Raw genomic sequence first — 20,083 nt, 5'->3', positions numbered from 1 at the left:
AGCGGTCTCCCCGATTTTCTTTTGGACGACGCTCATGTCCGGCAATACTCTCGGTACGCTTTTCACCGTCACGACGTTCGGTGAATCGCATGGTCCCGCCATCGGCTGCGTGATCGACGGCTGCCCTCCCGGCATGGCCTTGACCGTTGAAGACATCCAGATCGAACTCGATCGACGCAAGCCCGGCACGTCGCGGCACGTGACGCAACGCCAGGAAGAAGACAAGGTCGAGATCCTGTCGGGCGTGTTCGAGAACGTCACGACCGGCGCGCCGATCGCGCTCCTGATCCGCAACACCGATCAGCGCAGCAAGGACTACGGCAACATCGTCGACACGTTTCGTCCCGGCCATGCCGACTACACCTACTGGCAGAAATACGGCATACGCGATTATCGCGGCGGCGGCCGCTCGTCGGCGCGCTTGACGGCGCCGACGGTCGCGGCAGGGGCCGTCGCGAAGAAGTGGCTGCGCGAGCATCTGAATGTCGAAGTGCGCGGCTACATGAGCGCGCTCGGCGAGATCGACGTGCCGTTCGTCGATTGGTCGCACGTGCGCGAGAACCCGTTCTTCGTGCCGAACGCCGAGATCGTGCCGCAACTGGAAGCCTATATGGATGCGCTGCGCAAAGACGGCGACTCGATCGGCGCGCGCATCAACGTGGTGGCGTCGGGCGTGCCGGTCGGTTTGGGCGAGCCTTTGTTCGATCGGCTGGATGCCGATATCGCTCACGCGATGATGGGCATCAACGCGGTGAAGGGTGTCGAGATCGGTGCGGGCTTCGAGAGCGTGCGGCAACGCGGCTCGGTCCACGGCGACGAGCTGACGCCCGAAGGCTTCGTCGGCAACAACGCCGGTGGCGTGCTCGGCGGCATCTCGACGGGGCAGGACATCACGGTCTCGATCGCCATCAAGCCGACGTCGAGCATTCGCACGCCGCGCCGCTCGATCGACAAGGCAGGCGAGCCGGCCGTCGTCGAGACCTTCGGGCGGCATGATCCGTGTGTCGGCATTCGCGCGACGCCGATTGCCGAGGCGATGCTCGCGCTCGTGCTGATCGATCACGCGTTGCGTCATCGCGCGCAATGCGGCGATGTCGTCGTCGCGACGCCGAAGATTGCGGCTAGCGCGCCGTAAGCGATAGAGCGGGGCGCGAGCCGCCTCGCTGTGGGAAGCGGTATCGCACGAAGAAAAGGGCGCCGAGGCGCCCTTTTTCAGTTGATCGTCAACCGCGTCACATATTCGGATAGTTTGGCCCGCCGCCACCTTCCGGCGTGACCCACACGATGTTCTGCGTCGGGTCCTTGATGTCGCAGGTCTTGCAGTGCACGCAGTTCTGCGCGTTGATCACGAGCCGGTCGCTGCCGTCGTCGTTCTTCACGAACTCATACACGGCGGCCGGGCAGAAGCGGCCCTCTGGGCCTGCATACGTGCGCAGGTTCACGTTCACCGGCACGGACGCATCCTTGAGCGTCAGATGCGCCGGCTGGTTTTCCTCGTGATTCGTGTTCGAGATGAACACTGACGAGAGCCGGTCGAACGTCAGCTTGCCGTCGGGCTTCGGATAGTCGATCGGCTTGCACTGCGAGGCGGGTTTAAGCGTCTCGTGGTCCCAGTGCTTATGGTGCAGCGTCCACGGCACGTTACCGCCCAGCAGCTTCTGTTCGAGCCCGACCATCAGCGTGCCCAGGTACAACCCCTTGCTCATCCATTGCTTGAAGTTGCGCGCGCGATGGAGTTCGCTGTGCAGCCACGAGGTCTTGAACGACTCGGGATACGCGCTCAGCTCGTCGCCCTGACGGCCCGCCTGAACGGCATCGAACGCCGCTTCGGCCGCGAGCATGCCGGTCTTGATCGCCGCGTGCGAACCCTTGATGCGCGACACATTCAGGAAGCCCGCATCGTCGCCCACGAGCGCCCCGCCCGGAAACACCAGCTTCGGCAGCGACATCAGCCCGCCCGCCGTGATCGCACGCGCGCCGTACGAGACACGCTTGCCGCCTTCGAGGAACGCGCGGATCGCCGGATGCGTCTTGTAGCGCTGGAACTCCTCGAACGGCGAGAGGTATGGATTCGTGTAGCCGAGGCCGACCACGAAGCCGATCATCACCTGGTTGTTGTCGATGTGATAAAGGAACGAGCCGCCGTAGGTGTCGGTGTCGAGCGGCCAGCCGGCCGTGTGGATCACCAGGCCCGGCTGGTGCTTGGCCGGATCGATCTCCCACAGCTCCTTGATGCCGATGCCGTAGACCTGCGGGTCCGAATCCTTGTTGAGCTTGAACTTCTCGTTCAGCTGGCGACCCAGATGCCCACGGCAGCCTTCGCAGAAGAGCGTGTATTTCGCGTGCAGCTCCATGCCGAGCTGGAAGTTCTCGGTGGGCTCGCCATCCTTGCCGACGCCCATGTTGCCGGTGACGACGCCTTTCACCGAGCCGTCGTCGTTATACAAAACCTCGGCAGCCGGAAAGCCCGGGAAGATTTCGACGCCCAGCGCTTCGGCCTGCTGGCCGAGCCAGCGCGTGACGTTGGCGAGGCTGATCACGTAATTGCCGTGATTCTTGAAGTTATCCGGCAGCGCCCAGTTGGGCGTCTTGACGGCGCCTTTCTCCGAGAGGAACAGGAACCGGTCCTCGGTCACCTCGACGTTCAAAGGCGCGCCCTTTTCCTTCCAGTCGGGAATCAGCTCGTGGATGGCGCGGGGGTCCATGACCGCGCCCGACAGAATATGCGCGCCGATCTCCGACCCCTTTTCGAGCACGCACACGCCGATGTCGGTGCCTTTCTCGGCGGCCAGTTGCTTGAGCCGGATCGCGGCCGACAGCCCTGCGGGCCCGCCGCCGACGATCACGACGTCATATTCCATCGACTCGCGCGGACCGTATTGCTCGATGAGACTTTCGGGGGTCATTGGGGCTCCTCTACCGTTAGAATGCTTTTTTCGGGTTCGTATTGTCAGGGAACGGTCGGACTGCCGCAACCGCATCTGTGCAGATTAGCACGATCGTTCTATTTTGTGATAGGGTGTCGCCGCGCGACTGCGGCGAGCCTGCGATCCGCAAACCTTTACCAAACAAGGAATGACAATGGGCCGTTCGATCAATCTGGAAGGCAAGGTCGCCCTGATCACCGGCGCGTCGAGCGGGCTTGGCAAGCGCTTCGCGCAGGTGTTGTCGCAAGCGGGCGCGAAGGTGGTGCTGGCTAGCCGCCGCGTCGAGCGTCTGAAGGAGCTGCGCGCCGAGATCGAGGCTTCCGGCGGCGCGGCGCACGTCGTTTCGCTCGACGTGACCGACTACCAGAGCATCAAATCGGCGGTCGCGCACGCGGAAACGGAAGCGGGCACGATCGACATCCTCGTCAACAACTCGGGTGTGTCGACGACGCAAAAGCTCACCGACGTCACGCCTGCCGATTTCGAATACGTGTTCGACACCAACACGCGCGGCGCCTTCTTCGTCGCGCAGGAAGTGGCGAAGCGGATGATGATGCGCGCGGGAGGCGCGCAGAAGCCGGCTTACCGGATCATCAATATCGCGTCGGTCGCGGGCTTGAGGGTGCTGCCGCAAATCGGCCTCTATTCGATGAGCAAGGCGGCCGTCGTGCATATGACGAAGGCGATGGCGCTCGAATGGGGCCGCCACGGCATCAACGTAAATGCGATCTGCCCCGGCTATATCGACACGGAGATCAACCACCATCATTGGTCGACCGAACAAGGGCAAAAGCTGCTGGCGATGCTGCCGCGCCGCCGCGTCGGCCAGCCGGAGGACCTTGACGGCCTGCTGTTGCTGCTCGCCGCCGACGAATCGCAATTCGTCAATGGCGCGGTGATTGCCGCCGACGACGGGTTCGGTCTCGCCTAGTCCTGAGTCAATCCGCCGCTCGGGCCGTTGCGCCCGGCGGCGCCGGCGCACGGCTTCGATATGCGCGTGCGCCGGGTACCACCCCGATTTTCATGTGTAGAAGAGCAGAAGAAGTACGATGAGCGATTACCACCCCGTTTTTGAGATGTCGATGCCGATCCGCTGGGGCGACATGGATGCCTTCGGCCACGTGAACAACACGGTTTATTTCCGCTACATGGAGCAGGTGCGGATTTCGTGGTTCGAACATCTTGGCCTTATCGGCAATCACGAGGACGGGCAGGGGCCGGTGATCGTGAACGCGTCGATGGAGTTCTTGAGGCAATTGCACTATCCGGGCCACGTGATCGGCCGGATGACGATCGGCAAGCCGGGCCGCAGCAGCTTCGATACCGGGTTCGAGCTGACGCGCGCCGATGACCCCGGTCAGCTCTACGCGCGCGGCAATGCGCGCTGCGTGTGGATCGATTACGCGGCGGGCAAGTCGGTGCCGATTCCGGACTTGCTGCGCGACACCCTCGAAAACGCGGTGCTGATCAAGGCGTCCTGAGCGCGGCCATTCGATTCGCGCGCCTTCGCCGGGCTCGCCGATGCCCGGCTAATTCCCCAGCAGCCTCTGCAGCAGTTCGGTCGCGTTGCCCGTGCCGTACTTGCGCATCAGTCTCGCCCGGTAGACATCGACCGTGCGCGAACTGATGTCGAGCGCGCGTCCGATCTGCTTGCTCGTCTTGCCGGTGGCGAGCAGCGCGGCGATCTCGCGCTCGCGCGGCGTCAGCTCGACAGCGACCCGGCGCGTCGCGCTCAAATCCTCGAAAGTCCAGACGCCCGCCGCGAGCGGCGCGCGCCGGTCGAGCGCACGCCCCGTCACATGACACCAGAATAATTCGCCTGTTGCGCGCTTCATGATGCGGTCGTCCGCATAGCTGCCCTGCGCCGTCATGATCGGGCTAATGCGCTCGGCGATCCGCTCGAATTCCGCGGGCGAGGGATAGAGCACCTGAAACGACTGCCCGATCAGCGCCTCCCGGTTGCAGCGAAAGATTGCGGCCACTGCATCGTTGCAGTCCTCGATAATGCGGTCACGCGACAGCACGAGGCCGATCGGTGCGAGGTGGAAGGCGGTCTGGTAGTCGATCTGGGGCATGTCGAAGCGTTGCGGGGCCAGCCCGCCGGGCGATTGCTTATGTATTTTTGCGTATTGTGCCGTAAGGCCCGTGCATCGTACCCTTTCACGGATCACATAACGACGGTACGCGCGCCACGGTTTGTCCGGGTTCACGCCGGCATTTTCCGTAGATGACTAGAATGAGGCATCGGAACCGTGCTCGATGCTGACCGCGCCGATCCGGATTATTCGGTTTCCAAGTCGAGGAAAGGAAGGGACATACAGATGAACAAAGTCTATCCAAGCGCGTCCGCCGCGCTCGAAGGCATCGTCAAGGACGGGCAGACCTTCGCCGTCGGCGGCTTCGGTTTGTGCGGCATTCCCGAGGCGCTGATCGCGGCGTTGCGCGATTCGGGCGTCAAGGGCATCACCTGCATCAGCAACAACGCGGGCGTCGACGGCTTCGGCCTCGGCCTTCTGCTCACGACGCGGCAGATCAAGAAGATGATCTCGTCGTATGTCGGCGAGAACAAGGAGTTCGAGCGCCAATACCTGGCCGGCGAACTCGAGCTCGAATTCACCCCGCAAGGCACGCTTGCCGAGAAACTGCGTGCGGGCGGCGCGGGCATCCCCGCGTTCTTCACGAACACCGGCTACGGCACGATCATCGCGGAGGGCAAGGAGACGCGCCAGTTCGGCGACCGTCAGTACGTGCTCGAGCCGTCGCTCACGGCCGACGTCGCGCTGGTCAAAGCCTGGAAAGCGGACAAGTCCGGCAATCTGATCTACCGCCGCACCGCGCGCAACTTCAACCCGATGTGCGCGATGGCCGGCAAGATCACGGTCGCCGAGGTCGAAGAGATCGTCGAGACCGGCGAGCTCGATCCGGACGCGATCCATACGCCCGGCATCTTCGTGCAGCGCATCGTGCTCAATGCGCATCCGGAAAAACGCATCGAACAACGCATCGTCCGCGCGAAAGGAGAGTGATCATGGCATGGACTCGTGACGAAATGGCCGCGCGCGCGGCGAAGGAATTGCAGGACGGCTTCTACGTGAACCTCGGCATCGGCCTGCCGACGCTGGTTGCCAACCACGTGCCGGCGGGCGTCGAAGTGTGGCTGCAATCGGAGAACGGCCTGCTCGGCATCGGCCCGTCGCCATACGAAGACGAAGTGGACGCGGACCTGATCAACGCGGGCAAGCAGACCGTGACGACGCTGCCCGGCTCGTCGATCTTCTCGTCGGCCGATTCGTTCGCGATGATTCGCGGCGGCCACATCAACCTCGCGATCCTCGGCGCCATGCAGATTAGCAAGAAGGGCGACCTCGCGAACTGGATGATCCCCGGCAAGATGATCAAGGGGATGGGTGGCGCGATGGACTTGGTCGCGGGCGTGAAGCGCGTGGTCGTGCTGATGGAGCATGTCGCGAAGGGCGACCAGCACAAGATCCTCGAAGAATGCACGCTGCCGTTGACGGGCGTGGGCGTCGTCGATCGGATCATCACCGATCTCGGCGTGATCGACGTGACCGATGACGGGCTCAAGCTCGTCGAATTGGCGACCGGCGTGACGGTCGACGAAATCAAGGCGAAAACGGGCGCGCCGCTCGATGTAAGCGCGGTGCACTGACGTCTCGCCAGCCGGCTTTGCCGGCCGGCATGCGAGATGGGCGAACGGGTGGGGCGAAAGCCTCGCCCGTTTTTTTGTCGACCCAAGTTGGCGCTTTAGCGCTTACTCCAGGCCCGCAGTGAGTGCATCGAATTCGCGTGGCGGGCGATGCGCGTTAGCCGTTTGGCCGGGCATTCGGCTATCGCAAAGCGATTACAATCGACGGCATGTTCAACGTGCTGTCCCAAGCCTTTCGCGACGATGTCGCGTAACGCGTCGTTCGTCCGCTCCCAAGCCCGAGGAAAGCCCAGATGACCTCTACACCCGCCGCATCTTCAACCGCTGCTCTTTCGTCCGTGCCGCGCCAACGTTACGTGCAATGCGCGAGCGCGAGCGGGCTGCATCGTGTCGCCTATACCGAGTGGGGCGATCCGGCGAATCCGCGCGTGCTCGTGTGCGTGCATGGCCTGACGCGTTCGGGCCGCGACTTCGACCGGGTGGCCGCGGCGCTTTCCGATGTCTACCGGGTCGTGTGTCCCGACGTGGTGGGCCGCGGCTTGTCCGATTGGCTCGGCAACCCGAATCAATACGTGGTGCCTCAGTACGTCGCTGACATGGTGACGCTCATCGCGCGGCTCGACGTCGAGTCGGTCGACTGGTTCGGCACGTCGATGGGCGGAATGATCGGGCTCGGTCTTGCCGGCTTGCCCAATTCGCCGATCAGGAAGCTGCTGCTCAACGACATCGGTCCGCATATCGAGCCGGCGTCGCTCGAGCGCATCGGCGAATATCTCGGCAAGCCTGCGCGCTTCACCACGAAGCAGGAGGGAATCGATCATGCGGCTGCGCTTGCCGAGTCGTTCGGGCCGTTGACGCCGCAGGAGTGGAGCGAAATCAACACGCCGCTCTTGCGCGAGCGCGAGGACGGCGCTTGGGAGTTTCGCTACGATCCTCGCGTCGCGGTGCCGTTTGCCGCGACGACGCCCGAGATGAGCGCCGCCGGCGAGGCGGCCCTGTGGGTTTCGCTCGCGGCGACGCCAGGGCCGGTGCTCGTCGTGCGCGGCGCGGAGTCGGACTTGCTGTCGCGCGAGACGGTCGCGCAAATGGTGGAGCGCGGGCGGGCGGTATCGAGCGTCGAAATCGAAGGCGTCGGTCACGCACCGGCGTTCCTCGACAGCACGCAGATCGACATAGCGCGCCGCTTCTTCGTCGGCGACGCGTCATAATATGAGGCTGTGCGGGACGACATGACCCTGTTCCCGCGGCCACTTTCGATCAACGCATCCTCATTCATTCAGGACACTCCATGGCAGTCATTCGTCACCACGTCGGCGCGCGTCTTTCGGAAATCGCGATTCACAACGGCACGGTCTATCTCGCCGGCCAGATCGCAGACGACACGGAGCAGGACATCAGCGGCCAGACGCGCGAAGTGCTCGGCCATATCGACCGCTTGCTTGCCGAAGCGAACAGCGACAAGTCGCTTCTGCTGTCGGTGCAGATTTATCTGTCGGACATGGTGGACTTCAGCGGCATGAACGCCGTGTGGGACGGCTGGGTTGCGACCGGCGCGACGCCGCCGCGCGCGACCGTCGAGTCGAAGCTCGCCAATCCGAAGTGCCTTGTTGAAATCGTGGTCGTGGCCGCCCAGCGGGATTGAGCCGCATTGAGTTCGAGTTTTTGCTTGCGTAGTCCTGCACGATGAATGCCGATACCGTCACGACCGAAACGAATCCGACGCCGTCGTTCGACGACGCGTTGACGTTCGTGCGCGAGCACGCCGGCGACGTGCTGCTCTCGACCGGCGAACTGCTTGCCGATCACGCCGCCGGGACCGCGGCGATCATGCGCACGCTGAACGTCGACCCGCCAGCCGTGCTCGCGGCCGCACTGTTCGTGCTGACGCCGCATCTCGACGATCCCGAGCACGTGATCGCCGAGCGCTTCGGCGAAGAGGTGGCGCAGCTCGTCGGCGATGTGAGGAAGCTGCTGCGCCTCGGCACGGTCAGCCTGCGCGCGGCGCAAAGCGCTTTGCCGGAGGCCGGGCGCGATGCGCAGGCCGCGCGCCGCGCGCAGATCGAGGCGTTGCGCAAGATGCTGCTCGCGTTCGCGCAGGACATCCGGGTCGTGCTGATCCGCCTCGCGTCGCGCTTGCAGACGCTGCGCTACTACGCGGCGGCGAAGCGGTCGCCGGGGCCTGACGTCGCGCGCGAGACGCTCGAGATCTACGCGCCGCTCGCGAACCGGCTCGGCATTTGGCAGTTGAAGTGGGAACTCGAGGATCTCGCGTTTCGCTTCGAAGATCCCGATACGTACAAGCGCATTGCGAAGCTGCTCGACGAAAAGCGCGTGGAGCGCGAGACCTATGTCGATAGCGCGATCGAACGGCTGCAGCAAGAATTGGCTGCCGCTAACATTCGCGCCGACGTCAGCGGGCGGCCGAAGCATATCTACAGCATCTGGCGCAAGATGCGCGGCAAGGAGCTCGATTTCGCCGAGCTCTACGACGTGCGCGCATTCCGCGTGATCGTGCCGGACATCAAGGATTGCTACACCGTGCTCGGCATTGTCCACAACTTGTGGCAGCCGATCCCGAAGGAATTCGACGATTACATCTCGCGTCCCAAGCCGAACGGCTATAAATCGCTGCATACCGTGGTCATCGGCGATGACGGCCGCGCGTTCGAAGTGCAGATCCGTACGCAGGAGATGCATCAGTTCGCAGAATATGGTGTTGCCGCGCACTGGCGCTACAAGGAAGCGGGAGCGCGCGGCTATGGCGGCCAGGTCACTGCAAGCGAAAAATACGACGAGAAGATCGCGTGGCTGCGTCAGTTGCTCGCGTGGAAGGATGACGTCGCCGAGGGCGAGCGGGGCGCGAGCAAACCATGGGAGCAACTGCGTCAGGCGACGCTCGATGACGATCACATCTACGTGCTCACGCCGCAGGCGCGCGTGATCGCATTGCCGCAAGGCGCGACGCCGGTCGATTTCGCGTATCACCTGCATAGCGAGCTGGGTCACCGTTGCCGCGGTGCGCGCGTCGAAGGCGCAATGGTGCCGCTCAACACGCCGCTGCACAACGGTCAGACGGTCGAGATCGTCGCCGTGAAAGAAGGCGGGCCTTCGCGCGACTGGCTCAATCCGCAGCTCGGATATTTACAAAGCCACCGGGCGCGGCAGAAGGTGCGTGCGTGGTTCAACGCGATCGAATTGCAGGAGAACATCGCTGCCGGACGCGCGTTGGTCGAAAAGACGCTGCAGCGCGAAGGCCGGACATCGGTCAATCTCGATCAGCTCGCCGCGAAGCTCGGCTTCAAGGCGCCCGACGATCTGTTCAACGTCGTCGGCAAGGAAGAGTTCAGCCTGCGCAACATCGAACAGGCGCTCTCCGACGCGCCGCCGCCCGAGCCCGAGGTCGAGGCGCCCGAGCATTTCGAGAAACGCAGCAGCGGGGCGAGCGTTGCGCACGGTGCGTCGGCGGGCGTGCTTGTCGTCGGCGTCGACGCGCTCTTGACTCAGCTCGCGCGCTGCTGCCGGCCCGCGCCGCCGGATGCCATTAGCGGTTTCGTCACGCGTGGCAAAGGCATGTCGATACATCGCAGCGATTGCGCGACGTTTCAGCGGATGGCAGCACGCGCGCCCGAGCGCGTGTTGGAGACGGCGTGGTCCGCCGATGTGCTTGGTGGGCGCGGCTCGTCGGTCTACCCGATCGATCTCGCGATCGAAGCGGTGGATCGCCAAGGACTCTTGCGTGACATCTCCGAAGTCTTCGCTCGCGAGAAGATGAATGTGATCGGCGTGAAGACGATGAGTCGTCGCAACGCCGCGTTCATGCAGTTCACCGTCGAGGTGTCGAACGCGGCGCAAGTGCAGCGTGCGTGCACACTGCTTGGCGAGGTGAGCGGCGTCGTGCGTGCGTCGCGCAAATCGTGAGCGTGCGCGCGTGATCGAGACTAGCGTCACGTCGCAGAAACATTCATCGACTCAAGCCTCGAACAGCACGCGATAACTTTTTTAATGTCGATGCATAAAAGTGCTTGCCAAGTATCGATGGGCTCCATATAATTTCAGCTTCTTCAGGCTCGTAGCTCAGCTGGTTAGAGCACCACCTTGACATGGTGGGGGTCGTTGGTTCGAGTCCAATCGAGCCTACCAACGAAATCGAAACTCCGGTTCGCCGGGGTTTCAAAGAAACGCAGAAAGCGCCTCGGCGCAAAAGGCGAATACGGTTATGACACCGCGAACGTTTACCGAAGTTACTTCGGAGCGACGCTAGTCGAGGACCTCTTTCGCCCTGTAGTTTGCTGAAATGTGAATGCGGCCCCTCGAAAGCGGGGCCGCATTTTTTTTGTCTCATGCAACGCCGCCGCTATTTGGTCGCCTATTCGCTGTGAGTCCGCTGCTTGCTGGCTGATAGCGAATTCTTGTTGCCAACACGCTGTTTCATGTACCGCCTTGTGCGGGCATTTCGGAGAACACAATGGTTTCGATACGTCTGCCTGACGGTTCGGTTCGACAGTACGATCATCCGGTGACGGTTGCCGAAGTCGCGGCCTCCATCGGCCCCGGTCTCGCGAAGGCCGCGCTCGGCGGCAAGCTCGACGGCGAGCTGGTCGACACGTCGACGCTGATCGATCGCGATGCGGCGCTTGCGATCGTTACCGAAAAAGATGCGGACGGTCTCGACATCATTCGCCATTCGACGGCGCACTTGCTCGCGTACGCGGTGAAGGATCTCTATCCCGAAGCGCAAGTGACGATCGGTCCGGTGATCGACAACGGCTTCTACTACGACTTCTCCTATCAGCGTCCCTTCACGCCCGAAGATCTCGAGAAGATCGAAAAGCGCATGCAGGAACTCGCGAAGAAAGACGAGCCGGTGTCGCGCCGCGTCGTCTCGCGCGATGAGGCCGTCGACTATTTCAAGAGCATCGGCGAGAAATACAAGGCCGAGATCATCGAGTCGATCCCGGCCGGCGACGAAATCAAGCTTTACGCCCATGGCGGCTTCACCGATTTGTGCCGTGGCCCGCACGTGCCGTCCACCGGCAAGCTGAAGGTCTTCAAGCTGATGAAGGTTGCGGGCGCGTACTGGCGCGGCGACTTGAAGAACGAGCAGCTGCAGCGCATCTATGGCACGGCCTGGACGAAGAAGGAAGACCAGGACGCGTACCTGCACATGCTCGAAGAGGCGGAAAAGCGCGATCACCGCAAGCTCGGCAAGCAACTCGATCTCTTCCATATGCAGGACGAATCGCCGGGCATGGTGTTCTGGCATCCGAAGGGCTGGTCACTGTGGCAGCAGGTCGAACAATACATGCGGCGTCGCGTGAACCACGACGGCTACCTCGAGATCAAGACGCCGATGATCATGGACCGCTCGCTGTGGGAGGCGTCCGGTCACTGGCAGAACTATCGTGAAAACATGTTCACGACGGAATCGGAAAAGCGCGACTACGCGATCAAGCCGATGAACTGTCCGGGGCACGTCCAAGTGTTCAAGCACGGTCTGCGTTCGTATCGCGATCTGCCGCTTCGCTACGCCGAGTTCGGCTCATGCCATCGCAATGAAGCGTCGGGCGCGCTGCACGGTTTGATGCGCGTGCGCGGCTTCGTGCAGGACGATGCTCACATCTTCTGTACCGAAGAGCAGTTCATCGCCGAGTCGATCAAGTTCAACACGCTCGCGATGAGCGTCTACAAGGACTTCGGCTTCGACAAGATCGACATCAAGCTGTCGCTGCGCCCCGAGCAGCGCGCGGGTACCGACGAGATCTGGGATCGCGCCGAGCAAGGGTTGCGCGACGCGCTGACCGCCTGCGGCCTCCAGTGGGAAGAACTCGAGGGCGAGGGTGCGTTCTACGGCCCGAAAATCGAGTACCACATCAAGGATGCGCTCGGCCGTTCGTGGCAGTGCGGCACGCTCCAGCTCGACATGGTGCTGCCGGAGCGCCTCGGCGCCGAGTACGTGGCTGAGGACAACAGCCGCCGCCGGCCGGTGATGCTGCACCGGGCAATTGTCGGATCAATGGAGCGTTTCCTCGGAATTCTGATCGAGCACCATGCGGGTGCGATGCCATCGTGGCTCGCGCCGGTGCAGGTCGTCGTGATGAATATTGCGGAAAGTCAGGCCGAATATGCGCAAAATCTGACCCAATCGTTGCAAAAACAAGGGGTTAGAGTCGAGGTCGATTTGCGCAACGAGAAAATTAGCTATAAAATACGGGAGCACACGCTAGAAAAAGTGCCGTATCTGCTTGTCGTCGGCGACAAAGAGCGTGATGCACAAACGGTAGCCGTGCGTGCCCGTGGCGGTGTCGATCTGGGCGTTATGCCGATCAGCACCTTCGTTGAGCGCCTGTCTGAAGACGTAAAGGCGTTCAAGTAAGCCATCCGGCAGCGCGGCTCGTTTTTTTAATTTTTAGAGGAAACGTAACATCGCTACTGATAAGTCGTCGCATCGCATCAACGGTGAAATTACTGCACCTGAGGTGCGTCTGGTCGGAGTCGAGAACGAACCGCTCGGCATCGTGAAATTGGCCGAAGCTTTCCGGTTGTCGGAACAGCAGGACGTGGATCTGGTTGAAATCGCCCCGCAGGCGGTGCCGCCCGTTTGCCGTTTGATGGATTACGGCAAGTTCAAGTACCAGGAAGCGAAAAAGCAACACGAGGCGAAGCTCAAGCAGAAGGTCATCCAGGTCAAGGAAGTGAAGTTCCGCCCTGGCACGGATGACGGCGACTACAACGTCAAGCTGCGTAACCTCGTTCGCTTCCTCGAAGACGGCGACAAGACGAAAATCACGTTGCGTTTCCGTGGCCGTGAAATGGCTCACCAGGAAATCGGCATGCGCATGCTCGAGCGCCTGCGCACCGACCTCGATGAAGTCGGTCAGGTCGAGCAGATGCCGAAGATGGAAGGGCGCCAGATGATCATGGTGCTGGCCCCGAAGAAGAAGAAGTGATTGGGCAGCGCGCCGTGTGGTGCGCGCCATCGGTTGTACAGAATTGAGCAGTAACTGGCAGGTTTCGGTTAAGAGCCCGAATTTCGGGCTCTTTTCCTGAAAAGGCGGCAGCCGGCACGATCGGCTTGCTGCACACAAGTGGACTGGGTTTCGAAGGGCGGGTCAAGGGCTTTCAGCCAACCGCACACCCATCGCCATCTAATAAACTGGAGTTGTTCGTCATGCCTAAGATGAAGACCAAGAAGAGCGCTGCAAAGCGCTTCGTGGTGCGTCCGGGCGGTACCGTCAAGCGCGGTCAAGCCTTCAAGCGCCACATTCTTACCAAGAAAACCACCAAGAACAAGCGTCACCTGCGCGGCGCCACGGCAGTTCATGATTCCGATCTGAACTCCGTCCGCGCGATGCTGCCGTTCGCCTAACCCTTAACCGATACTCATAGGAGCGAAACATGCCTCGAGTTAAACGTGGGGTTACCGCACGGGCCCGCCACAAGAAGATCATCAACCTTGCGAAGGGCTACCGCGGCCGTCGCAATAACGTCTATCGCATCGCCAAGCAGGCGGTCATGCGCGCTGGCCAATACGCCTACCGCGATCGCCGCAACAAGAAGCGTGTGTTCCGCGCACTGTGGATCACGCGTATCAATGCGGCGGTGCGTCAGCACGATATGACGTACAGCGTGTTCATCAACGGCCTGAAGAAGGCGTCGATCGAACTCGACCGCAAGGTGCTGGCTGATATGGCGGTGTTCGACAAGGCTGCTTTTGCTGCGATCGTGAAGCAGGTGAAAGCCGCCGTTGCAGCCTAATTGCGAAATTAGCACTGCGTGGTTCGTTGCAGCGAAGATCCGGTAGTCTCGGTGCCGCTGCAACAAAAACGGGGCTCCTCACCGAGCCCCTTTTTTGTTGGTATGAACGAATTCGCATGTGTTCGCCGCTCGGGTCTGCGTGCTCGAGTACGTGTCACTTTTCAATGACGTTGAAATGATGGGATCAATGGATCTGGACCAGATTGTCGCCGATGCGCAAAGCGCTTTCGAACACGCCGCCGATGTCACCACGCTCGAAAACGAGAAGGCGCGGTTTCTCGGCAAGTCGGGTGTATTGACCGAGCTGTTGAAGGGCCTTGGCAAGCTCGATCCCGAGGCGCGCAAGACCGAAGGCGCGCGCATCAACGTCGCGAAGCAGCAGGTCGAGGCCGCGCTGACGGCGCGCCGTCAAGCGCTCGCTGACGCGCTCTTGAATCAGCGCCTCGCCGCGGAGGCGATCGACGTGACGCTGCCCGGGCGCGGCGCCGGCGCCGGCAGTCTGCATCCGGTGATGCGCACGTGGGAGCGCGTTGAGCAAATCTTCCGTTCGATCGGCTTCGACGTGGCCGACGGCCCTGAGATCGAAACCGACTGGTACAACTTCACCGCATTGAACAGCCCGGAAAACCATCCGGCGCGTTCGATGCAGGACACCTTCTACATCGACGGCAAGGATGCCGAGGGGCGTCAACTGCTGCTGCGCACGCACACGAGCCCGATGCAGGTGCGCTATGCGCGCATGAACAAGCCGCCGATCAAGGTGATCGTGCCGGGCCGCACCTACCGCGTCGATAGCGACGCGACGCATTCGCCGATGTTCAACCAGGTCGAAGGGCTTTGGATCGAAGAGAACATCAGCTTCGCGGATCTGAAGGGCGTCTATAGCGACTTCCTCAAGAAATTCTTCGAGCGCGACGATATCCTCGTGCGCTTCCGTCCGTCGTACTTTCCGTTTACCGAGCCTTCCGCCGAAATCGACATGATGTTCGAAGAGGGCAAGAATGCCGGCAAGTGGCTCGAAATTTCGGGCTCCGGACAAGTGCATCCGAACGTGATTCGCAATATGGGCCTGGACCCGGAACGCTATATCGGTTTTGCGTTCGGCAGCGGTCTGGAGCGGCTCACGATGCTGCGTTACGGCGTGCAGGACCTGCGGCTCTTCTTCGAAAACGATCTGCGCTTCTTGCGCCAGTTTGCATAACGCGAGCCGAGCGCGGTGCGCACGCCAAACGCGAAGCGCACCGCGAGCTGTGTTCCGGCGGACTGTCAAGCATTGAGCCGGACGTGGACATAACCCATTTCGAACGTAGACATCCATGCAATTCCCTGAATCCTGGCTGAGAACCTTTGTCGACCCGCAACTGACGACGGACGAGCTGTCGCATGCGCTGACGATGGCAGGCCTCGAAGTCGAAAGTCTGCGGCCGGCTGCGCCGCCGACGTCGAAGATCGTCGTGGGCCGCGTGCTGGAAGTGGTCAAGCACCCCGATGCGGACAAGCTCAATGTGTGTCAGGTCGACGCCGGCACCGGCGCGACGCTGAACATCGTGTGCGGCGCACCCAATGTGTCGCCTGGCATCAAGGTGCCCGTCGCGCTGGTCGGCGCGCAACTGCCGCCGGCGGAAGAGGGCGGTGCGCCGTTCGCGATCAAGCTGTCGAAGCTGCGCGGCGTGGAAAGCCAGGGCATGCTGTGCTCGGCGCGGGAACTCAAGCTGTCCGAAGATCATAGCGGCCTCTTGATCCTGCCGGAAGATACGCCGATCGGCCAAGACATTCGCGAGACGCTCAACCTCGACGACGCGATCTTCGAAATCAAGCTGACGCCGAACAAGGCCGATTGCCTGTCGGTATTCGGCGTGGCGCGCGAGACGTCGGCCATTACCGGCGCCCCGCTCAAGTCGCCCGAATTCAAGCCCGCGGACGTTTCGCTCGATGAAGTCCTGCCGGTGAAGATCGTTGCGCCCGATCTGTGCGGCCGCTTCTCGGGACGTGTGATTCGCGGCGTCAACGCGCGCGCGAAGACCCCGCAATGGATGGTCGAGCGCCTCGAGCGCTCTGGCCAGCGCAGCATCTCGGCGCTCGTCGATATTTCGAACTACGTGATGCTCGAGCTGGGCCGTCCGTCGCACGTGTTCGATCTCGACAAGATTCATGGCGCGATGGAAGTGCGCTGGGGCCGTCGCGGCGAGTCGCTGAAGCTGCTGAACGGCAACACGGTCGAGCTCGACGAAACGGTCGGCGTGATCTCGGACGATCGCCACGTCGAAAGCCTCGCGGGCATCATGGGCGGCGACAGCACGGCCGTCTCGCTCGACACAACGAACATGTACCTGGAAGCCGCGTTCTGGTGGCCGGACAGCATCCGCGGCCGCGCGCGCAAGTACAACTTCTCGACCGACGCCGCTCATCGCTTCGAGCGAGGCGTCGACTACTCGACGACCGTTGAGCACATCGAGCGCATCACGCAGCTGATTCTCGACATCTGCGGCGGCAAGGCCGGCCCGGTCGACGATCAGACCGTCAACGTGCCGCAGCGTACGCCGGTGAAGATGCGTGTCGCGCGTGCGAACCGCATCATCGGCGTGCAAATCGGCGCCGACGAGATCGCGCAGATTTTCACGCGCCTCGGTCTGCAGTTCGAGCGCGATGGCGATACCTTCGCCGTGACGCCGCCGCCGTATCGCTTCGATATCGAAATCGAGGAAGACTTGATCGAGGAAGTCGCGCGCATCTACGGCTTCGAGAAGATTCCGGCGCGTCCTCCGGTGGCCGCGAGCGAGATGCGCGCGACCAACGAAACGCAGCGCTCGATCCACACGATACGTCATGAGCTCGCCGCGCGCGACTATGCCGAGACGGTGAACTTCAGCTTCGTCGATGCCGAGTGGGAGCAGGACTTCGCGGGCAACGACAACCCGGTGCGCCTGTTGAACCCGATCGCGAGCCAGCTTTCGGTGATGCGCACGACGCTGTTCGGCAGCCTCATCAACGTGCTGCGCCATAACCTGAACCGGCGCGCGGAACGTATTCGCCTGTTCGAAGCGGGGCGCGTGTTCCTGCACGATCCGTCGCTGAAAGCGGGCGAGCTGGCTGTCGAGGGTTATGCGCAGCCGAAGCGCATCGGTGCGCTCGCCTATGGTCCGGTGGTCGAGGAGCAATGGGGCGCGGGCTCGCGCGCAGTCGATTTCTTCGACGTGAAGGGCGATGTCGAGGCGCTGCTCGCGCCGCGCGTCGCACGTTTCGTCAAGGCCGAACATCCGGCGCTGCATCCGGGACGCAGCGCGCGCATCGAGCTCGATGGCCGCGCGGTGGGCTGGGTCGGCGAACTGCATCCGCGCTGGATGCAGAAATACGACCTGCCGAACGCGCCGATCCTGTTCGAGATCGACGCCGATGCGCTGATCGCGCGTTCGCTGCCGACGCCTGCCGAGGTATCGAAATTCCCGCCGGTGCGGCGTGATATCGCGGTCGTCGTGGACCAGAAAATCGAGGTTCAGGCACTGCTCGACGAGATGCAAAAGGCGCTTTCCGAGGACGCTTGCAAGTCTGTCCAGAGGGTTGCACTTTTCGATGAATTTCGTGCAAAATCAAATACTTCTGGTGGGCTTGGAGCCCATGAGAAAAGCCTTGCGTTCCGGGTAACCTTGCAAGATACTGCGGGTACCCTTCAGGACGAAACGGTCGATCTGGCCGTCAAAACCCTGGTGGATCGCTTGGCTCGAGTCTATGGCGCACGGTTGCGTGGATAAGCGCGGACGACTTCTTAAGGTTGTTCCTGCATTGTCCGGTATTCGTGTAACGCGCCATCAATTGATATGAACGAAATGAACTCGAGTGATTTCGAAGCCCTTCTTACGGCGCAGCGTAGCGCCATGATTCGCGACATTCCGACATCACCCGCCGGCGCTTCGGCTGAAGCGCCGACGCTCACCAAAGCCGAGCTGGCCGAGTTGCTGTTCGACAATGTCGGGCTCAACAAGCGTGAAGCGAAGGACATGGTCGAGGCATTCTTCGAGGTGATTCGCGACGCGCTCGAAAGCGGCGACAGCGTGAAGCTGTCCGGTTTCGGCAACTTCCAGTTGCGCGACAAGCCGCAGCGTCCCGGTCGCAACCCGAAGACCGGCGAGGCGATTCCGATCGCCGCGCGCCGTGTCGTGACGTTTCATGCAAGTCAAAAGTTAAAGGCGCTCGTCGAAAACGGCGCTGAAGAGAACTTCGCGCGCTGATACACGCAGCGCGTTTCCCGCGCAACTCAACACGACGGTTAACTGACGATGACAACGACGGTCGAAAAAGTCGTCTTGCCTCCGATTCCGGCGAAGCGCTACTTCACGATCGGTGAAGTCAGTGAACTGTGCGGCGTGAAGCCGCACGTGTTGAGGTACTGGGAGCAGGAGTTCACGCAGTTGCGTCCGGTGAAGCGGCGGGGCAATCGTCGCTATTACCAGCATCATGAAGTACTGCTGATTCGGCGGATTCGCGAGCTGCTGTATGAGCAGGGGTTCACGATCAACGGTGCGCGCAATCGTCTCGATTCGCATGGGGCGGTGATCGATGAGCCTGCGGCTGCTGTTGCTACTGCTGCTGCGCCGAGTGAGGAGCCGGTTGCCGCGACTGGCGCGGTGTCTTCTTCGACGTCTTCAAGCAAAGAGGTCAACGTCGAGCAGTTGCGCAAGGACCTGCTGAGTGTGATCGATCTGTTGCGGCGCTAGTTGTGAGGTGATGGTTCTAATCGGTGGAAGTGTCTGTTATACTTTCACGCTTTCGGGGCGTAGCGCAGCCTGGTAGCGTACCTGCATGGGGTGCAGGTGGTCGGAGGTTCAAATCCTCTCGCCCCGACCAAGTAAAATCAAGCACTTAGCTTGTTACGGAAGACCGGCGAAAGCCGGTCTTTTCGTTTTGGCATACACATTCGTGAAGGGCGCGACATGCGCCCATTGCATCCTTCGCGCTCGATTGCCGTACCGTTACTTCTTGGCTTCCGTCGTCACGCTGGCTTTCTCCAGGCGGCTCTTCTCCAGATTGAGCACGGCCTGATGGGCGCTCGACGCCAAGCAGTTGTTCGAGTTCTCCTTGAACGTGCAGGGCGCCGGCTTTGCGCCGTCATGCGAGCCGTGGTCGGCGGGAGGCTCGCTCAGCGCCTTGCCCAGGCCCTTGATCTCGAGGACGGCCGGCCGCGCCGCCGGGACGATGTTCTGGTCCGCCATGTTCGCGGCCAGATTCGCCGCTTCGACGCTTAGTCCGTGCGCGAAATCGGCTTCCAGTTCGCGGATGCGTCGCTGGTACCAGTCCGAGAGACACGCCTTGTCTTTGCAATTGCGCTGGCGCCATTGCCATTGCGCGACCCTGTCGGCCTCGATCGCCTCGGCGGAAGGGGCGGCGTCCTTCGCGCGCTTGTAGACGATGGCGAGCTTGTCATCGAGCGACGACAGGTTCGGATCGCTGCAGATCAGCTTTTCCGAAACCGATCCGTTGTGCGGACATCGAAAGCTCACGGCGAACGCGCTGGGCGCCATCGCTCCCGCTGCGAGGAGCGCCAGCAAAAGCGGCGCGGTTTTGTGCCGAAGCAGACGACGGACTGAGACTTTGTCGTGGTTAGCGACCATAGCAACCTCTCGTTGGTAAGCCCAAGGGCGGAGCGACGCGCAGGGCGGCATGCCCGTCGAGGGGAGGTTGCGCGTCGGTATCCGACGGCAGTGAGATTAAGCCTCGGCGAGCCGTCCGAAAGCCTCGA

At 62.1% G+C, this 20,083-nt stretch carries 19 protein-coding genes and 2 tRNA genes; 18 read left to right on the top strand and 3 right to left on the bottom strand.

The window, feature by feature from the left end; all coding sequences use genetic code 11:
• The first annotated feature begins 34 nt into the window (after positions 1–34).
• Positions 35–1,135, top strand: coding sequence for a chorismate synthase (gene aroC, locus FAZ95_RS13280; RefSeq protein ID WP_137332883.1), 1,101 nt, complete (start codon positions 35–37; stop codon positions 1,133–1,135).
• 97 nt (positions 1,136–1,232) lie between these two features.
• Here aroC and FAZ95_RS13275 read toward each other — a convergent pair whose 3' ends face one another.
• Positions 1,233–2,906, bottom strand: a complete 1,674-nt coding sequence (locus tag FAZ95_RS13275; RefSeq protein WP_137332882.1) for an electron transfer flavoprotein-ubiquinone oxidoreductase — start codon at positions 2,904–2,906, stop codon at positions 1,233–1,235.
• A gap of 175 nt (positions 2,907–3,081) precedes the next feature.
• On the opposite strand from FAZ95_RS13275, the gene FAZ95_RS13270 reads away from it, so the two are divergent.
• Both FAZ95_RS13270 and FAZ95_RS13265 read left to right on the top strand, forming a co-directional pair.
• Positions 3,082–3,858: an SDR family oxidoreductase gene (locus tag FAZ95_RS13270; RefSeq protein ID WP_137332881.1), complete on the top strand. Its 777-nt coding sequence runs from the start codon at positions 3,082–3,084 to the stop codon at positions 3,856–3,858.
• Positions 3,859–3,976: 118 nt separating this feature from the next.
• Positions 3,977–4,408: an acyl-CoA thioesterase gene (locus tag FAZ95_RS13265; RefSeq protein WP_137332880.1), complete on the top strand. Its 432-nt coding sequence runs from the start codon at positions 3,977–3,979 to the stop codon at positions 4,406–4,408.
• 48 nt (positions 4,409–4,456) lie between these two features.
• Here FAZ95_RS13265 and FAZ95_RS13260 read toward each other — a convergent pair whose 3' ends face one another.
• Entirely contained in the window at positions 4,457–5,002 is a 546-nt protein-coding gene (locus tag FAZ95_RS13260) for a PAS and helix-turn-helix domain-containing protein (RefSeq protein ID WP_137332879.1), read from the bottom strand.
• A 246-nt stretch (positions 5,003–5,248) separates the two neighbouring features.
• Here FAZ95_RS13260 and FAZ95_RS13255 point away from each other — a divergent pair, with 246 nt between their 5' ends.
• From FAZ95_RS13255 to FAZ95_RS13180, 15 genes are all read left to right on the top strand, one after another.
• Positions 5,249–5,953 carry a CoA transferase subunit A gene (locus FAZ95_RS13255; protein WP_137332878.1) on the top strand — a complete coding sequence of 235 codons (705 nt, stop codon included), beginning with the start codon at positions 5,249–5,251 and terminating at the stop codon, positions 5,951–5,953.
• A 2-nt stretch (positions 5,954–5,955) separates the two neighbouring features.
• Positions 5,956–6,597, top strand: a complete 642-nt coding sequence (locus FAZ95_RS13250; RefSeq protein ID WP_137332877.1) for a CoA transferase subunit B — start codon at positions 5,956–5,958, stop codon at positions 6,595–6,597.
• A gap of 290 nt (positions 6,598–6,887) precedes the next feature.
• Positions 6,888–7,802: an alpha/beta fold hydrolase gene (locus FAZ95_RS13245; RefSeq protein WP_137332876.1), complete on the top strand. Its 915-nt coding sequence runs from the start codon at positions 6,888–6,890 to the stop codon at positions 7,800–7,802.
• 80 nt (positions 7,803–7,882) lie between these two features.
• A complete protein-coding gene (locus FAZ95_RS13240; RefSeq protein WP_137332875.1) occupies positions 7,883–8,236 on the top strand; it encodes a RidA family protein in 354 nt (117 codons plus the stop codon).
• Between the two features lie 41 nt (positions 8,237–8,277).
• The gene (locus tag FAZ95_RS13235; protein ID WP_137332874.1) at positions 8,278–10,512 is read left to right on the top strand and encodes a RelA/SpoT family protein; all 2,235 of its coding nucleotides are present in this window, start codon (positions 8,278–8,280) and stop codon (positions 10,510–10,512) included.
• 145 nt (positions 10,513–10,657) lie between these two features.
• Positions 10,658–10,734 (top strand) — tRNA-Val (locus FAZ95_RS13230).
• A gap of 325 nt (positions 10,735–11,059) precedes the next feature.
• Entirely contained in the window at positions 11,060–12,967 is a 1,908-nt protein-coding gene (gene thrS / locus FAZ95_RS13220) for a threonine--tRNA ligase (protein ID WP_137332873.1), read from the top strand.
• 49 nt (positions 12,968–13,016) lie between these two features.
• Entirely contained in the window at positions 13,017–13,541 is a 525-nt protein-coding gene (gene infC / locus FAZ95_RS13215) for a translation initiation factor IF-3 (protein ID WP_136898272.1), read from the top strand.
• A gap of 221 nt (positions 13,542–13,762) precedes the next feature.
• Positions 13,763–13,960: a 50S ribosomal protein L35 gene (rpmI, locus tag FAZ95_RS13210; protein ID WP_004191477.1), complete on the top strand. Its 198-nt coding sequence runs from the start codon at positions 13,763–13,765 to the stop codon at positions 13,958–13,960.
• Between the two features lie 29 nt (positions 13,961–13,989).
• A complete protein-coding gene (gene rplT / locus FAZ95_RS13205; protein ID WP_004192938.1) occupies positions 13,990–14,349 on the top strand; it encodes a 50S ribosomal protein L20 in 360 nt (119 codons plus the stop codon).
• A 187-nt stretch (positions 14,350–14,536) separates the two neighbouring features.
• On the top strand, positions 14,537–15,550 hold the full coding sequence (pheS, locus tag FAZ95_RS13200; protein ID WP_175425591.1) for a phenylalanine--tRNA ligase subunit alpha: 1,014 nt from the start codon (positions 14,537–14,539) through the stop codon (positions 15,548–15,550).
• A 115-nt stretch (positions 15,551–15,665) separates the two neighbouring features.
• The gene (pheT, locus tag FAZ95_RS13195; protein ID WP_137332872.1) at positions 15,666–18,098 is read left to right on the top strand and encodes a phenylalanine--tRNA ligase subunit beta; all 2,433 of its coding nucleotides are present in this window, start codon (positions 15,666–15,668) and stop codon (positions 18,096–18,098) included.
• A gap of 66 nt (positions 18,099–18,164) precedes the next feature.
• Positions 18,165–18,575, top strand: coding sequence for an integration host factor subunit alpha (locus FAZ95_RS13190; RefSeq protein ID WP_137332871.1), 411 nt, complete (start codon positions 18,165–18,167; stop codon positions 18,573–18,575).
• A 48-nt stretch (positions 18,576–18,623) separates the two neighbouring features.
• Entirely contained in the window at positions 18,624–19,061 is a 438-nt protein-coding gene (locus FAZ95_RS13185; protein WP_137332870.1) for a MerR family transcriptional regulator, read from the top strand.
• Positions 19,062–19,114: 53 nt separating this feature from the next.
• Positions 19,115–19,191: transfer RNA gene (locus FAZ95_RS13180), tRNA-Pro, on the top strand.
• Between the two features lie 125 nt (positions 19,192–19,316).
• Here the strand turns inward: FAZ95_RS13180 and FAZ95_RS13175 are convergent.
• Positions 19,317–19,955: a lysozyme inhibitor LprI family protein gene (locus FAZ95_RS13175; RefSeq protein ID WP_137332869.1), complete on the bottom strand. Its 639-nt coding sequence runs from the start codon at positions 19,953–19,955 to the stop codon at positions 19,317–19,319.
• Positions 19,956–20,083: the final 128 nt, after the last annotated feature.

Origin of the sequence: Trinickia violacea (assembly GCF_005280735.1) — a bacterium.
GTDB classification, from domain to species: Bacteria; Pseudomonadota; Gammaproteobacteria; order Burkholderiales; family Burkholderiaceae; genus Trinickia_A; species Trinickia_A violacea.
The sequence above is the reverse complement of the archived record's forward strand: the minus strand, read 5'-3'. Positions and strand labels throughout refer to the sequence as shown.